Here is a 15,353-nt window from a genome sequence, read left to right on the forward strand (position 1 = left end):
TGAATAATTTTATTAGAATGTTTGGGTTTTGCTTTTTTAATAAGTTGATTGTCTGTTAGTATGCCCGCGTTTTCCTAATTTCATAAATCGCGAGTGAATGTTGGAGGAGAGACCGCGTTTATGCGGCGCCGAAGGAGCAAATATTGAGTGAATCTCTCAGGCAAAAGAACTCCAGCACGACGCAACTCTGGAGAGTGCTTCCGCGGAAGCCACCCAAGAAGCAATTATCGTCTTTAGACGACTAAGAAACTTTCTGGTAAATGGACAGAGCCCCTCAAGCAGTATTTGAGATGGGCTCTGTTTTTATGTTGCGAGGTACATAAGAGAGGAGAAGGATGATGAGTGAGTTGAAAAGAACACCAATTTATCCTGCCTATCAGGCAAACAGCAAGACAATTGATTTTGGCGGTTGGGATCTGCCTGTTCAGTTTAGCGGCATCCAAGAAGAACATCATGCAGTGCGCAATACAGCTGGCTTATTCGATGTATCTCATATGGGTGAAATTCTTGTTCATGGACCGAAAAGCAAGGACTTCTTGCAGTATGTATTGACGAATAATATCGAGCTGCTCGTTCCAAATAAAGCACAATACAGTATTATGTGCTATGAAAACGGCGGTACGGTGGATGATTTGATTGTTTATATGCTGGAAGAAAATAAGTATTTGTTAGTCGTGAACGCTGCTAACACAGAAAAGGATTTTGAATGGCTGCTTTCTCATAAACGTGATGGCGTAGAAATTGAAAACCAGTCAGAAGCTTATATGCAAGTCGCTTTACAAGGACCGCATGCGGAGAAAATTCTGCAGCAGCTCACGAATGAGAAATTATCGGAAATTTCATTTTTTAGATTTGCTTATCCAGTCCAGCTAACTGGTGTAGGGGGAGAATTTTTAATTTCCCGTACCGGTTACACAGGTGAAGATGGCTTTGAGATTTATGGACCGGCATCGAGCGGCCAGGCTGTCTGGGAAACTTTGATGGATGCAGGAACTGTGTTCGGTTTAAGTCCAGTAGGGTTGGGAGCGAGGGATACACTTCGCTTTGAAGCAAATTTACCTTTGTATGGAAACGAACTGACTAAAGATATTTCGCCAGTTGAAGCTGGTATCGGGTTTGCTGTGAAAACGAACATAGCTGCTGACTTTATTGGCAAAGCAATCTTAAAAGAGCAAAAAGAGAACGGAACAGCAAGAAAGCTTATTGGCATTGAGATGCTGGATAAAGGAATACCGCGCCATGGCTATCCGATTTTTTATGACGGGGAACAAATTGGTTCCGTAACAACAGGTACCAAGTCACCAACGCTGGATAAGTCGATTGGACTGGCGCTATTACGTACAGATGCAGCTAAGGAAGGCAGCATCGTTGACGTGCATATTAGAAAGAAAAGCCTGCAAGCCAAGGTTGTCACACTACCATTCTATAAGCGGACATAGGGGGATATTAGCCATGGATTTCAGATACTTACCGATGACAGAGCAAGACAAGAAAGACATGCTGCAAACGATAGGTGTAAAGGATACCGAAGCGCTTTTTGCAGATATTCCAGATGCAGTACGGCTTAAGGAGCCACTTCAGATAAAGGAACCAAAAAGTGAAGGTGAATTGAAAGCAGAACTTGCTGCGCTGGCAAACCAGAATGTGACGATGAAAACACATGCATCCTTCTTAGGCGCAGGTGTGTATGACCATTACATTCCTTCCATTGTCGATCATGTGATTTCCAGATCTGAGTTCTATACAGCTTATACGCCGTACCAGCCGGAAATATCGCAAGGCGAACTTCAAGCTATTTTTGAATTCCAAACGATGATTGCTGAACTGACGGGAATGGATGTGGCGAACAGCTCGATGTATGATGGCGGAACAGCGCTTGCAGAAGCTGCAACATTAAGCGCCGGCCATACCAAAAAGAAAAAGATTATTGTGTCGGAAGCCGTCCACCCGGAATCGCGACAGGTCATTGATTCCTACTGCAGAGGACAACACTTGGAAGTAGTAACGATTCCGCATAAAGACGGTGTGACAGATTTAGAAGCACTGCAAGAAGCTATCGATGAGGAAACTGCCAGTGTTATCGTGCAGTATCCGAACTTTTTCGGCCAGGTAGAAGCACTAGCGGACATTCGTACAATTCTTGATACACAGTCAAAAGCAATGATGGTTGTTTCCAGCAATCCGCTGGCATTGGGCTTTTTGACACCACCAGGTAATTTCGGGGCTGATATCGTTGTGGGCGATACACAGGTGTTCGGTATACCAGCACAATTTGGCGGCCCGCATTGCGGTTATTTTGCTAGCTCATCCAAATTGATGCGAAAGCTGCCGGGACGACTGGTCGGACAAACAAAGGATGAAGAAGGAAGGCGCGGATTCGTCTTGACGCTGCAAGCACGAGAACAGCATATCCGCCGAGACAAGGCAACATCGAACATATGCTCCAACCAGGCGTTGAATGCTCTGGCTTCTTCCGTGGCAATGAGTGCACTGGGGAAACAAGGGTTAGCTGATATGGCTTACTTAAATGTACAGAAAGCACAATATATGAAAAAACAGCTCGAAGCACACGGGCTGGAAGTTGTTTTTCAGCATAGCTTTTTCAATGAAATTGTCATCAAGGTAAATGGTGATATACACACATTGCAAGATCATCTAGTAGCACAAGGGTTCATCGGGGGGTATCACTTGGGACGGACAGATGATCGAATGAAAGATCATATGCTAATTGCTGTGACGGAGCAGCGTACAAAAGAACAGATTGATACATTCGTAAGAGAGGTGGCAGCTTTCCATGCAAAATAATACTGATTTCCCGTTGTTGTTTGAACTTTCTCAACCTGGCAGAACAGGATATAGCTTGCCGCCGCTTGATGTACCGGAAACAGATATGACAGAAGCATTTGATTCGGCATATATACGCACAGAGCCTGCTGCACTGCCTGAATTGAGCGAATTGCAAATCATCCGGCATTATACAGCATTATCACGAAGAAATTACGGCGTCGATTCTGGTTTCTACCCGCTTGGTTCTTGTACGATGAAGTACAACCCTAAAATCAACGAAGATATCATTCGGATGGACGGTTTCAGTCATGTACATCCGTATCAAGATCCAAAAACTGCACAAGGTGCGTTGGAGCTTATGTTTGATTTACAGGAACAGCTCAAGGAAATTACCGGAATGTATGACGTATCCTTGCAGCCAGCAGCTGGTGCACATGGCGAATGGGCTGGTTTGATGATGATACGAGCTCTTCATGAGAAGAACGGGGAGACCCAGCGGACAAAGGTAATTGTGCCAGATACCGCGCATGGTACGAATCCAGCTTCTGCTACTGTAGCAGGTTTTGAAGCTGTCACAGTGAAATCAAATGAACAGGGACTTGTGGACTTGGATGATTTAAGACGTCTTGTTGGAGAAGATACAGCTGCATTGATGCTGACAAATCCAAATACACTCGGACTTTTTGAAAAAGATATCTTGGAAATGGCTGAAATTGTACATGAAGCTGGCGGGAAACTTTACTATGATGGTGCCAATTTGAACGCCATCATGGGTTATACCCGTCCTGGAGATATGGGCTTTGATGTAGTGCATTTGAATTTGCATAAAACATTTACTGGTCCACATGGAGGCGGTGGACCAGGTTCCGGACCAGTTGGCGTTTCCGAAGAACTTGCTGCCTTCCTGCCAAAACCTGTTGTCCGCAAACAAGATGGAATCGTCATACTTGATGAAGATCGTCCTGAATCTATCGGACGTGTGAAGCCGTATTACGGAAACTTCGGTATTAATGTACGGGCATATACGTATATTCGGACGATGGGGCCAGAGGGGCTGAAGCGTGTTAGTGAATATGCGGTTCTGAATGCGAATTATATGATGCGCCGTCTTAGTGAAGTATTCGAATTGCCTTACACACAGCATTGTAAGCATGAATTCGTGCTGTCAGGACGCAAACAAAAAAAACTGGGTGTGCGAACACTCGATATTGCCAAACGCTTGCTTGATTTCGGCTATCATCCGCCGACCATTTACTTCCCGCTGAATGTAGAAGAGGCTTTGATGATCGAACCAACAGAAACAGAAGCAAAAGAAACGCTAGACAGCTTTATTGACACAATGCTGGAAATTGCAAAAGATGCAGAAGAGAATCCAGAAATTGTCCAAGAAGCTCCATATACGACAATTGTGAGTAGAATGGATGAAACAACAGCGGCAAGAAAGCCTGTTCTGCGGTATATTCCAGAATGAAAAAAGAAGCTTTGCACAAGCGTGCAAAGCTTCTTTTTAGTCGCCTTTTCGTTTGATCTTACCGCTCCAGGCTTTGAATCCGCCTTTTAGCTGATTAAGATCTTGATATCCTTTTTTTCGCAGAAGCGCTGCAGTACGAACAGTACGGGTACCATTCTGGTCATACATGTAAACAGGCTTGTCCTTGCGAATCTCCGCTAAGCGATGACGAAGCTGTGTGAGCGGGATATTTCGGGCACCGAGTATGTGTCCGCCGTCAAATTCTTTCGGCTCACGAACATCAATCAATTGCGCTTTCCGGTAACCTGCTCTGAACTCTTCTTCTGTAAGAGTTTTCAAATGTCTTTTTTGAATAAAGTAGCGGATTACACTAAACGCGATGAATACGACCAGTGCAATGCCGATAACTAGTACTGCTTCCATGTCATTTCCCCCATCTGCTGATACTCCAACTTCCATTATAGCAAGCAGGCGCATAATTTCAAAGATTTTTTCATCACGACGATAGAGAAGTAACTTTTTTGTTCGCGGTCAACATTGTTGGCTTGTTTGTCCAATGGAAAAGGTGTATCATGTAAAGATGTAGAATGGCAGTGGATTCGAATGGAGGAGTTTTATGCCTACCCCAAGTATGGAAGATTATATCGAACAAATTTACATATTAATGGAACAAAAGGGATATGCCCGTGTTTCCGATATAGCGGAGAATTTACAAGTTCACCCATCTTCTGTTACGAAGATGGTCCAGAAGCTGGACAAGGATGAATACTTAAAATATGAGAAATACCGCGGATTGATTTTAACCGATAAGGGAGAACGAGTAGGTAAACGGCTTGTTTACCGTCATAAACTGCTGGAGGATTTCCTGCGTATTATTGGAGTGGAAGAGAAAAATATCTATCAAGATGTTGAGGGTATCGAACATCATATGAGCTGGAATTCTATCGATCGCATCGGTAATTTGGTTCAATATTTCCAAGAAGATCAGGATCGAAAAGAAGCACTCATTAAAATTCAGCAACAAACAAAGTCTTAAGCAAAGCCATCCATTATGGATGGTTTTTTTGTTCTAAATAACCAGCTCCTTGATTACGTATAATAAAAAGTCATCTTGGAGTGTGCTTATGAAAATAGACGGTGTTTTCTCAGGCGGCGGTGTAAAAGCATTTGCTTTTATCGGGGCAGTGCAAGCGGTAGAAGAAGAGAAATATGTATTTGAGAACATTGCTGGCACATCTGCTGGTGCTATTGTTGCCGGTTTGCTTGCAGCAGGATACAGCGGAAAGGAAATGGAGCAGCTGCTGCAAGAAACCGATATTAGTAAGTTCACTGACCCGATTAAACTGACGAAGTACGTTCCTTTTGCCAATTGGCTGACGCTCTATTTCAAGATGGGATTATACAAGGGGAATGCCTTGGAACGATGGCTTTATGAAGCATTAGCTAAAAAACAGGTCTATACGTTTCACGATGTAAAGCCGAGAGCGCTAAAAGTCATTGCAGCTGATGTCACGCTAGGCAGATTGATTGTATTCCCTGATGACTTGGCAGAAACATACGGAATTGATGGGGATAGTTTTCCGGTAGCGCGGGCGATACGAATGAGTGCTGGTATTCCGTACATTTTTATGCCTAGTAAGCTGCTGTATAAAAATAAGAAGCGCAGTCTGTTGCTTGATGGAGGTCTGCTCAGTAACTTCCCGCTCTGGACGTTAGAAGGAGAGGAACGAATGCGCAGCCGGCCGATTCTTGGAATGAAACTGAGTGAATCAGTTAAAAAGTACCCAATTCAGAAAGTTCATCAATCACTTGATCTGTTTTATGCGCTATTCAAGACGATGAAAGTAGCACATGATATGCGTCATATCAATCAGGACACGGCAAAAGATATTATTTTCATTCCAGTCGAAGGTGTCGGAATGGCTGACTTTACGATATCTTCAGTAGAAAAACAAAAATTGATAGCGGGGGGCCGGCAGAAAGCGGAACAATTTCTGAAACGCTGGCCATAAAAAAAGTCGGGCATCAGATGCTCGACTTTTTCCGTTTCTGCTTATTGCCTTCAATAACACGCAGCTGCGGTGCACGAGAACGATCTTTGACGGAACGTTTCTTCCGGGCTGCAGATGCTTTCGTAATAGAAGCAGCTGATTTGGTTGTTTTTTTGGCAGGTGTGGCTTTCGGCTGCTTGTATTTCTGCTTCGATTGCTTCACTGCTTGCTTATATTTTTGCATATCGCTGCTGCTGCCACCTGTAGAACGGCCGCGTAAGCGTGTAAGGATGAAATAGAGCAATGCACCGAAAAGTACTGCACCTCCAACCCAAACGAGTACATTTTGGAAGAATGCAGCTGGATTTGTTACGAGCTGCATGCCGATTCCGATGACAGCAAAACCGACTAGTACAAAAACAATAATGGAAGACCCAGATTTACGCAACCCATTTTCCTCCTTTCCGTGTCTGACTACTGACACGGTTTCGTTATCTTACTATCTTTATACCACTATTCACCTGTACAGAATCATTTTCTAGCACTTTTTTAAAAGAAGCTAATGCAACTTCTACTTGATCATCTTTTGGTTCTTTTGTTGTAACCATCTGGAGCCAAAGACCTGGGTAGCCAAGAAACCGTAATACCGGTATACCACGTACTTTGTTTGTCAGCTGCAGCACTTCAAATGAGAGCCCGATTACAAGCGGCAAGAGCAGGATACGGTTTACCATGCGCCACCATAATGGGTCTGTAGCAACAAACATGTACACAATAACACCAACAATTACTGTAAACAGCATAAAACTTGATCCGCATCGATAGTGCAGACGCGACTGTTTCTGTACATTCTCCACTGTTAGCGGAAGCCCGTTTTCGTAACAGTTAATTACTTTATGCTCTGCACCATGATATTGAAATACACGTTTTATCAATGGTGTAAGCGATACGAGATACACGTAAGCAAGCAGCAGGATAAGTTTTAAAAACCCTTCTAATGCTACCTGTTCAAACCGAGAAGGCAGCCACTTGTCAAAAAAGTCTGCTACAAGTGCAGGTGTGAGCGTGAAAATGAGCTTTCCAAAGATAAAGGAGAGCACACCTACCGCTCCAATGCCGATAACCATTGCGAGCTTGGATTTCTTCTCTTCAGGTACAATTTTTTCATCATCCGCTGGATCAACACCATAGCGTTCAGACGAGAAATTCAAGTGCTTTGTGCCATTAGCGCTGGCATGAATAATTGCTGCAATGCCGCGTATAATTGGTATCTTTTTCCATTTGATCCATTTCGAATTTTCTTTTCGTTCGACGGTTAAATAATCAATACTATCGTCATTTCTGCGAACGGCTGTTACGAAGCTGTTTTTTCCCGCAAACATGACACCTTCGATGACGGCTTGCCCGCCATACGTATTGGTTTGTTCATCTGACATAATTTCACCAGCCTCGTTTCGATTTCCTTCTATTTTACTAAAAAAATACAGATAACACTAGGTGGCCTGATAAAAAACGCTCGACTTAGGCAAACTACCTATTGAGGTGAGATTTTATGCAGCAAAATCGAAAAGCAGCATCACGTTTTAATTTAAGTGACATAATAACAGGGTTTATTGGCGGTGTGCTATGGGCAACTGTTGCATGGCTGGCTTATTTCTTTCACTTTACCGATTTATCGGTCGCAGATTTTATTTTGCGTTCGTGGGTGTGGATGCCTTGGGCTGACTCATGGGCAGGAGAACTAGTCAGCATATTGCTTGTCGGAATTCTTTCTGTACTAGTCGCTTTTCTTTATTACGTTTTCCTGAAAAAATCGCAAGGCATTATTCCTAGTTTGCTTTTTGGTGTTGCACTTTGGGTTCTTGTCCAAATCATACTTGCTCCAATCATTTATGGTGTGGATAGTGCATTTCAAGCAGACCGAAATGCAAATATCACGACAATGTGCTTGTATTTGCTTTATGCTGTGTTTATCGGGTATAGCATCAGCTACGAATACCAGCAAAGCCAAGCCTATCAGGACAACACCTAAGCATTTCGAATTTTCAATCACAAAGCTATCTTCTTGTGTTACACTATGTGAAAGTTAAAATAATGTAACCAAAGGATGAAGAACGTGAACCGCTTAATGTTGATTAATGGACCAAATTTGAACTTGCTCGGTACAAGGGAGCCTGGCATCTATGGAAGTCACACACTTCAGGATGTAGTAGCAGAAGTAAAGCACGTGACGGACGACTTCGGATATGAACTGGAGGATTTCCAGTCCAATCATGAAGGCGCAATGGTTGATAAGCTTCAAGAAGCTGGCCGTACGTGCAGTGGTATCATATTAAATGCAGCTGCTTACACACACACAAGTATTGCTATTCGAGATGCTATTGCAAGCATTCCAGTACCAGTAATTGAAGTGCATATATCCAATATTCATACCCGTGAGGAGTTTCGTCACCATTCAATGCTGGCATCTGTATGCAAAGCGCAAATCGTCGGTCTCGGTATTAAAGGCTATCGATATGCAGCTTTGGCATTGCTGGAGAAATAAAGGGAGAGGAAGAAATAGATGGATAAATTGGGAAGACTTCGCACTTTAATGGAAAAGAAAAACTTAGATGCACTCATCGTAACAAGTGGACAGAACCGCCGATACATATCAGGCTTTACCGGAAGCGCGGGTCTGCTTGTCATTACGAAAGCAAAACAGCTGTTCATAACAGATTTTCGTTATATGGAGCAGGCAGCGGAACAGGCACCAGATTTTGAGCTTATTGAGCACAAACAATCGATTGTACTGGAGGCAGCTGACCAGCTTCAGAAAGCTGGAGCACAGCAAGTGGGCTTCGAACACGAAGACGTTACATTTGCTTTATATCAGCAGTTCCAGAATGCAGTAAAAGCTGAACTTGTACCAGCGTCCGGAATGATTGAAGAATTGCGCTTGATCAAGTCAGAACCAGAACTTGCTATTATGAAGACAGCAGCAGAAATTGCTGATGCTGCTTTTACGCACATTCTTACTTTCGTCAAACCAGGAATGAAAGAAATTGACGTATCCAACGAACTTGAGTTCTTTATGCGTAAGCAAGGTGCAACACAGTCAAGTTTTGATACGATTGTTGCGTCTGGCTACCGCTCTGCGCTGCCCCATGGTGTGGCGTCCGGCAAAGAGATTCAAAAGGGTGAATTGGTAACGCTGGACTATGGTGCTTTATATAATGGCTATTGCTCCGATATTACGCGAACTTTCGCTGTAGGCGAGATAAGTGACAAATTACGCGAGATTTATGATATAGTACTAGAGGCGAATCTTCGAGGAGTAGCAGGCGTGAAACCGGGTATTACTGGTAAAGAAGCTGATGCGCTGACACGAGATTATATTACGGAGAAAGGCTATGGCCAATACTTCGGGCATTCTACTGGGCATGGTCTTGGGATGGATGTGCATGAATCGCCGGCATTGTCCTTCCGTTCTGACACTGTATTAAAACCGGGTATGGTCGTTACAGTTGAACCTGGTATATACATACCGGAAGTCGGCGGCTGCCGGATTGAGGATGATCTCGTGCTGACTGCAGATGGCAGCGAGCGTCTGACGTTCTCCACTAAAGATTTAATCACTTTGTAATTGCCGTTTTTGAAGGAGGAAAACAATGATTTCAGTAAACGATTTTCGTACGGGCCTTACAATCGAAGTAGATAACGGCCTTTGGCAGGTACTCGAATTCCAGCACGTAAAACCTGGTAAAGGTGCAGCTTTCGTACGTTCCAAATTGCGTAACTTGCGTAATGGTAATATTCAAGAAAAAACTTTCCGTGCCGGAGAGAAAGTATCTCGAGCTCATATCGAACATAAGAATATGCAGTATCTCTATTCTTCTGGAGATACACATACCTTCATGGATACAGAAACATTCGATCAGCTGGAGCTTCAAACAGCTCAAATCGAGTATGAATTAAAGTTCTTGAAAGAGAACATGGAGATCAGCGTGATGACATTTGGCGGAGAAACACTTGGTGTTGACCTTCCGAATAACGTTGAATTGAAAGTAGTAGAAACAGAGCCGGGTATCAAAGGTGATACAGCAAGCGGCGGTACGAAACCAGCCATCGTTGAAACTGGTCTAAGTGTACAAGTACCATTCTTCGTTAACGAAGGGGATGTGCTGATCATTAACACATCTGACGGTAAATATGTATCTCGCGGATAATAGCGAGAAAGCCTCTTCCCATCTAAGGGAAGGGGCTTTTTTTGTGCATAAACAGATATGCAGCACATACATTACAGTATGGGCAACTTGTCCAATCAAAGCTGAGGTGAGCAGCAATGAAAGAAATCCAAAAACTGTTTCGGCCGCCTATTCAATCCGTACTGTCGGAAAGGATTGGAAGTCGCTGGGATACGCTGCAAGAGATACGATGCCGAACTGGTCAGCAGCTGGAGTTATGCTACGACGATGAGACCGAGTGGGTAGAAGCGCCAATTATGGATGCAGCGGATGCGCGGTATTTGCTGAACCAATTGAGCGACTTTTCTTTATATGCATTAGAAAATGAGTTGCGTGAAGGTTACATCACCATTGCAGGCGGACACCGAATTGGATTGAGTGGGCAAGTGAATACCGAAAGAGGTATGGTAAAGGCTTTAAAGCATATATCTTCCTTTAATATTAGAATCGCCAAAGCGAAACCAGGGGCGGCCAGCACAATCATGCCAGCACTTTACGATACAGCAGGCAATTGCCGTCACACGCTTCTCATCGGGCCGCCGAAATCTGGTAAAACGACAATTCTCCGGGATATCGTACGTTCTTTATCCACTGGCTGGCAGCATTATCCCGCACTGAAGACAGCTGTTGTAGATGAGCGCTCTGAAATAGGAGGAAGTATCAATGGTGTCCCGCAGCATGATTTAGGCAAAAGGACGGACATTATGGATGCTTGTCCGAAAGCAGAAGGGTTAATGATGCTCATTCGCTCCATGTCGCCGGATGTCATTATAGCAGACGAAATTGGCAGTGACCGAGATGTACAAGCTTTACTGGAGGCTTTGAATGCTGGTGTGAAAATCGTCTGCAGTGTACATGGTGATAGCTTGGAAGCAATTCAGAGCCGGCCTTCACTCCGGCCATTATTTGAGCAAGGGATCTTCGAAAGAATCGTTATTTTGAAGAAGGATCGGTCTCCTGGTGTCGTACAAGCAATTTTACGGTCAGCAGAATAGGAAGGTGCAGGCAGATGAAAGTGATTGGTGCGCTATTAATACTAGTTGCTGCCACGTGGACGGGCTTTGAATTATCCAGGAAGCTGCAGCAGCGGCCAAAACAGATACGAGAGCTTATTAGCAGTTTGCAAGTATTAGAAGCAGAAATTCTTTATAGCCAAACGAGCATCATTGAAGCAAGCAAGAAATTGGCCGGTCAACTGCCCCAGCCTGTAGGTGCTTTTTTTCAGTTGCTTGCTGACAATTTGCAGCTGCATCCTGCCAGGCTCTATGACTGCTGGGAAGAGACGACAGAGTGCTGGCTGAATAGTACGGCATTGAAACCTGCTGAAAAGGACATCTGGCTGCAATTCGGTCAGACATTAGGGCAGCATGATTTTGAGCAGCAGCAAAAGCACATCCAGTTGGCGAGAACACATTTGGAAAGGGTGCTGCTTGAATCAGAGGAAGTGAACCAGCGTTATGGAAAGATGGTGCGGAATCTTGGCTTCCTGACAGGACTGCTGATTGTGCTGCTGCTTATCTGAACAAGAGGAGGATAAGGCCGTTATGCTCGGAGAAGCAATGATTTTATTTCAAATAGCCGGTATCGGTATGATTGTTGCCATCATCCATACGGTGCTAAAGCAAATGGGGAAGGAAGAAATTGCGCAATTCACGACTTTGATGGGATTCATTCTGGTTCTGCTCATCGTATTAGGAAAATTATCAGAGCTGTTCCAGCAGATCAAGTCGGTGTTCTTATTCCAGGGATGAGGCGATCGGAATGGATATTATTATAGTCGTATCCATCGGCATTGTAGCAAGCTTGCTTGCACTTATTGTCAAAGAACAAAATTCATCAATTGCTTTTTTTGTAGTCGTGGTAACAGGAATCATTATTTTCTTGTTCGTCCTGCAAAAAATCACCGGCATTCTGCTGTTAATTGAACAGCTGGGCGAACGAGCAAATGTGGAAGGTCTCTACATCAAAACAATTCTAAAAATAATCGGCATTGCCTACATCACGGAATTCGGAGCACATTTAACACGAGATGCCGGATTGTCGGCGATTGCTGCCAAAATAGAGCTTGCCGGAAAAATTATTATTATTACGGTGGCCATACCAATTCTGACAGCAGTCATCGAGACGATCCTGCATTTTATGCCGGGCGGATAAGGAGCTGGATACGTTGAAACGCTGCTTGGTAGTCTCTTTCGTTATGCTGACCTTATTTTTTTTCCCGGCAGCCGTTGTTGCCCAAACGAATCAGCCGGAAGAGGAACAGGCTGCCATTACCGCATTTGAAAACCTTCCAACAGAGGAACTGGCTGGTTACTGGGAAATGCTATCAGATAAGTATGGCGATTATATCCCTGAATTGGAAAAAGGGTCATTGCTTGAATTCATCCAGAATCAGGGAGACTTGTCCATTGAGTCTTGGCTGAAAGGGCTGTTCGAATATCTCTTATATGAATTACTGCTAAATGGAAAACTATTGGGCACTTTAATTCTGCTCTCTTTGTTCAGCAGTATCCTGCAAACTATACAAACAGCTTTTAATAAAGGATCGATCAGTAAGGTTGCGTATCTAATTGTGAGTATGGTTTTACTGACGCTCTTATTGAATAGTTTTCGCTTATCAGTAAATTACGCTATGGAAGCAATAAACGGAATGAGCGACTTTATGCTTGCGCTTATACCATTGCTGCTCGGATTAATGGCATCCTTTGGAAGTTTAACAGCTGTAGCCTTTTTTCATCCCATCATTGTTTTTCTCATCCACGCAAGCGGTCTGTTGATTGCCAAAGTTGTCATTCCGCTGTTCCTCATGAGTGCACTCTTACATCTAGTGAGTACCATTAACAAAGAATACCCGGTTACCCAGTTGGCTGATTTACTGAAGAATATTGCGCTTTGGCTGCTTGGCATTTTCTTTTCCGTCTTTCTTGGCGTCATTTCCGTGCAAGGAGCGGTTACAGCTGTTCAGGATGGCGTGGCCATGAAGACGGCTAAATTTGTGACAGGGAACTTTATTCCTGTCATTGGCCGGATGTTCACAGATGCAACGGATACGGTACTGAGCGCGTCCTTGCTTTTGAAAAATGCGATTGGCATCGTGGGTGTCTTAATTGTCTTGGCTATCGCATTATTTCCGGCTATTAAAATACTCGCCATCGCCTTGATTTATAAGATTGCAGCCGCTTTGCTGCAGCCGCTTGGTGACGGACCAATTATCAAATCGATGCAAGTGATGAGCAAATTTATCCTCTACATCTTCGCTTGCCTGCTCGTAGTTGCTTTTATGTTCTTCATCGCGATTGTTATCATCGTTGCTTCAAGCAATGTCACATTAATGCTGAGATAGGAGCTGATCACTTGGAAGCCTTGCAATCCTGGGTGATGCAGATCATCCTGTTCATCCTTCTGGCTATCGTGCTGGACATGGTTATGCCCGATACCGATATACGAAAGTACACGAAGTTAGTAATGGGGCTTATTTTGCTTCTCATCTTCATGAAGCCTGTTTTCGCTATCTTCCAGGTCGATTCTACGAAAGCTGTGCAAGAGGCGATGCAAGGGTTTGCTGCGTTAACAGAGTCGCCTTCCTTAGAAAATTCGATTGAAGAGAAGAAAAGTGAAATAGATTCTGCGCAGCGTGCATATATTGAAGAACAGATGGCTGTCCAATTAAAGGACCAAGCAAATCAAACACTGCAAGAAAAATTCCAAATGCAAATTACAGACATCGCAGTTGCCTTTAAGGAGGGGGAGAATGAAGAAACGGCTGAAGCAATTGATTCTATCCGTGTAACGGTACAGGATTCCGGCCAGGAGATGCCAGAGGGGGACATTCGTGACGTCGTCATCGACAGTTCCAACCCGATTGAGGATGACAAACAAACAGAGAATATGGAAAAAGTGAAATCTTATTTATCTGAACTCTGGGAGCTTGAGAATCTGCCGCTTGAGGTCACCCAAAAAGGGGGGACAGGATGAAAAAACTACTAGACAAGCTATCTGATCAATGGAAGCTGAAGGATTCCCAGAATAAAAAACCGACCAAACTTGGCTATCTGGTAATTGTTGCACTTCTTGGGGCTTTACTTCTGTTAGTTAGTGGATTATTCACTGAACAGAAGAGCCAGACTGGGCCAGCAGCTCAGCAGCAAACACCAACAACACCGGCAGAGTCAGAAGAAACTTTTGCAAAGAAAGAAAAAAAATCTTCTGGTTCCGCATCTGACTTGGAGGCTGCTTACGAGCAAGATTTAGTCGGTTTACTGGAAAAAATAAAAGGGGTTTCCGAAGTGGAAGTGATGGTGAACTTGAACAGCACCCATAAGAAAGTGTATGAAAAGAATTTAATTATTGGTCAGCAGACGTCCGAAGAAACTGATCAAAACGGCGGAGAGCGTGTAGTGGAGGATGAAAACGAAGAACAGCAAGTCGTCCTAGTCAGACAAGGAGACCAAGAGGTACCGCTGCTCGTAGAAACAAGAAAGCCTGAAGTAAGAGGTGTGCTTGTTGTTGCTAAAGGAGCCGAAAAACCGACTGTACAAAAATGGGTAATCGAGGCAGTATCGCGAGTGCTGGATGTACCGACGCATCGAATTTCGGTAATGCCGAAAAATTAAGGGGGAATTGAGATGTTGAAAAAACAAACAGTGTGGCTATTGACAATGTTGAGTTTGCTAATCGTATTGAGTGTTTATTACATGACTTCACCAAATGGGGATGAGCTTGCGTTTATCAATGACAGTGCAGAAGAAAACGGGACAAGCACAACTTCAGGCGATTCTGGGGAAAAACCTGACACAGGTGAAAAGGGCGAAGCAGATGTAACAACAGAGCCTGCAAATGTAGATGAACTATTTGCCAGCATTCGGATGGAAACAATGG

At 43.9% G+C, this 15,353-nt stretch carries 20 protein-coding genes and 1 riboswitch; of the genes, 17 read left to right on the plus strand and 3 right to left on the minus strand.

All coding sequences use genetic code 11. From position 1 onward, the window contains the following. The first annotated feature begins 93 nt into the window (after positions 1–93). A riboswitch (glycine riboswitch) is annotated at positions 94–182 on the plus strand. 156 nt (positions 183–338) lie between these two features. From gcvT to gcvPB, 3 genes are read left to right on the plus strand one after another with little or no spacing between them, the layout of a single operon-like run. Continuing rightward, positions 339–1,439 (plus strand): glycine cleavage system aminomethyltransferase GcvT, encoded by a 1,101-nt coding sequence (gene gcvT / locus B1K52_RS12480; protein ID WP_077308710.1) that lies wholly within the window; start codon positions 339–341, stop codon positions 1,437–1,439. Between the two features lie 13 nt (positions 1,440–1,452). Beyond that, the gene (gcvPA, locus tag B1K52_RS12485; protein ID WP_077308712.1) at positions 1,453–2,805 is read left to right on the plus strand and encodes an aminomethyl-transferring glycine dehydrogenase subunit GcvPA; all 1,353 of its coding nucleotides are present in this window, start codon (positions 1,453–1,455) and stop codon (positions 2,803–2,805) included. After that, on the plus strand, positions 2,795–4,258 hold the full coding sequence (gene gcvPB / locus B1K52_RS12490; RefSeq protein WP_077308714.1) for an aminomethyl-transferring glycine dehydrogenase subunit GcvPB: 1,464 nt from the start codon (positions 2,795–2,797) through the stop codon (positions 4,256–4,258). The genes gcvPA and gcvPB overlap by 11 nt, the downstream gene beginning before the upstream one ends. A gap of 36 nt (positions 4,259–4,294) precedes the next feature. On the opposite strand, the gene B1K52_RS12495 is transcribed toward gcvPB, so the two are convergent. Continuing rightward, positions 4,295–4,681, minus strand: coding sequence for a rhodanese-like domain-containing protein (locus B1K52_RS12495; protein WP_077308716.1), 387 nt, complete (start codon positions 4,679–4,681; stop codon positions 4,295–4,297). A gap of 193 nt (positions 4,682–4,874) precedes the next feature. On the opposite strand from B1K52_RS12495, the gene mntR reads away from it, so the two are divergent. After that, positions 4,875–5,294, plus strand: a complete 420-nt coding sequence (gene mntR, locus B1K52_RS12500; RefSeq protein ID WP_077308718.1) for a transcriptional regulator MntR — start codon at positions 4,875–4,877, stop codon at positions 5,292–5,294. 88 nt (positions 5,295–5,382) lie between these two features. Next, the gene (locus tag B1K52_RS12505) at positions 5,383–6,270 is read left to right on the plus strand and encodes a patatin-like phospholipase family protein (RefSeq protein ID WP_077308720.1); all 888 of its coding nucleotides are present in this window, start codon (positions 5,383–5,385) and stop codon (positions 6,268–6,270) included. 13 nt (positions 6,271–6,283) lie between these two features. Here the strand turns inward: B1K52_RS12505 and B1K52_RS12510 are convergent, their stop codons facing one another. Beyond that, positions 6,284–6,697 carry an SA1362 family protein gene (locus B1K52_RS12510; protein ID WP_077308722.1) on the minus strand — a complete coding sequence of 138 codons (414 nt, stop codon included), beginning with the start codon at positions 6,695–6,697 and terminating at the stop codon, positions 6,284–6,286. 43 nt (positions 6,698–6,740) lie between these two features. Further along, positions 6,741–7,685, minus strand: a complete 945-nt coding sequence (locus B1K52_RS12515; RefSeq protein ID WP_077308724.1) for a DUF1385 domain-containing protein — start codon at positions 7,683–7,685, stop codon at positions 6,741–6,743. Positions 7,686–7,801: 116 nt separating this feature from the next. Between B1K52_RS12515 and B1K52_RS12520 the strand changes: the two genes are divergently transcribed. From B1K52_RS12520 to B1K52_RS18300, 12 genes are all read left to right on the plus strand, one after another. After that, positions 7,802–8,281 carry a YqhR family membrane protein gene (locus tag B1K52_RS12520; RefSeq protein ID WP_077308726.1) on the plus strand — a complete coding sequence of 160 codons (480 nt, stop codon included), beginning with the start codon at positions 7,802–7,804 and terminating at the stop codon, positions 8,279–8,281. A gap of 84 nt (positions 8,282–8,365) precedes the next feature. Continuing rightward, positions 8,366–8,794: a type II 3-dehydroquinate dehydratase gene (aroQ, locus tag B1K52_RS12525; protein ID WP_143588884.1), complete on the plus strand. Its 429-nt coding sequence runs from the start codon at positions 8,366–8,368 to the stop codon at positions 8,792–8,794. Between the two features lie 18 nt (positions 8,795–8,812). Then, a complete protein-coding gene (locus B1K52_RS12530; RefSeq protein ID WP_077308731.1) occupies positions 8,813–9,874 on the plus strand; it encodes a M24 family metallopeptidase in 1,062 nt (353 codons plus the stop codon). A 25-nt stretch (positions 9,875–9,899) separates the two neighbouring features. Further along, the gene (gene efp, locus B1K52_RS12535) at positions 9,900–10,457 is read left to right on the plus strand and encodes an elongation factor P (protein ID WP_077308733.1); all 558 of its coding nucleotides are present in this window, start codon (positions 9,900–9,902) and stop codon (positions 10,455–10,457) included. A gap of 116 nt (positions 10,458–10,573) precedes the next feature. Then, on the plus strand, positions 10,574–11,470 hold the full coding sequence (spoIIIAA, locus tag B1K52_RS12540; RefSeq protein WP_077308735.1) for a stage III sporulation protein AA: 897 nt from the start codon (positions 10,574–10,576) through the stop codon (positions 11,468–11,470). 14 nt (positions 11,471–11,484) lie between these two features. Beyond that, positions 11,485–11,997 (plus strand): stage III sporulation protein SpoIIIAB, encoded by a 513-nt coding sequence (gene spoIIIAB / locus B1K52_RS12545; protein ID WP_077308737.1) that lies wholly within the window; start codon positions 11,485–11,487, stop codon positions 11,995–11,997. Positions 11,998–12,019: 22 nt separating this feature from the next. Then, complete coding sequence (spoIIIAC, locus tag B1K52_RS12550; RefSeq protein WP_038561221.1) at positions 12,020–12,226, plus strand: stage III sporulation protein AC; 207 nt, start codon at positions 12,020–12,022, stop codon at positions 12,224–12,226. A gap of 10 nt (positions 12,227–12,236) precedes the next feature. Beyond that, positions 12,237–12,629 (plus strand): stage III sporulation protein AD, encoded by a 393-nt coding sequence (spoIIIAD, locus tag B1K52_RS12555; protein ID WP_077308739.1) that lies wholly within the window; start codon positions 12,237–12,239, stop codon positions 12,627–12,629. Positions 12,630–12,642: 13 nt separating this feature from the next. After that, on the plus strand, positions 12,643–13,818 hold the full coding sequence (gene spoIIIAE / locus B1K52_RS12560; RefSeq protein WP_077308741.1) for a stage III sporulation protein AE: 1,176 nt from the start codon (positions 12,643–12,645) through the stop codon (positions 13,816–13,818). An 11-nt stretch (positions 13,819–13,829) separates the two neighbouring features. Continuing rightward, positions 13,830–14,450 carry a stage III sporulation protein AF gene (spoIIIAF, locus tag B1K52_RS12565; RefSeq protein WP_077308743.1) on the plus strand — a complete coding sequence of 207 codons (621 nt, stop codon included), beginning with the start codon at positions 13,830–13,832 and terminating at the stop codon, positions 14,448–14,450. Continuing rightward, on the plus strand, positions 14,447–15,088 hold the full coding sequence (gene spoIIIAG / locus B1K52_RS12570; RefSeq protein ID WP_077308745.1) for a stage III sporulation protein AG: 642 nt from the start codon (positions 14,447–14,449) through the stop codon (positions 15,086–15,088). Before spoIIIAF ends, spoIIIAG begins: the two co-directional genes overlap by 4 nt. A 12-nt stretch (positions 15,089–15,100) precedes the next feature. Next, on the plus strand, positions 15,101–15,353 hold a 253-nt coding region (locus tag B1K52_RS18300), incomplete at its 3' end, for a SpoIIIAH-like family protein (RefSeq protein WP_143588935.1).

This window comes from Terribacillus halophilus (genome assembly GCF_900162685.1).
Classification (GTDB): Bacteria; Bacillota; Bacilli; order Bacillales; family Amphibacillaceae; genus Terribacillus; species Terribacillus halophilus_A.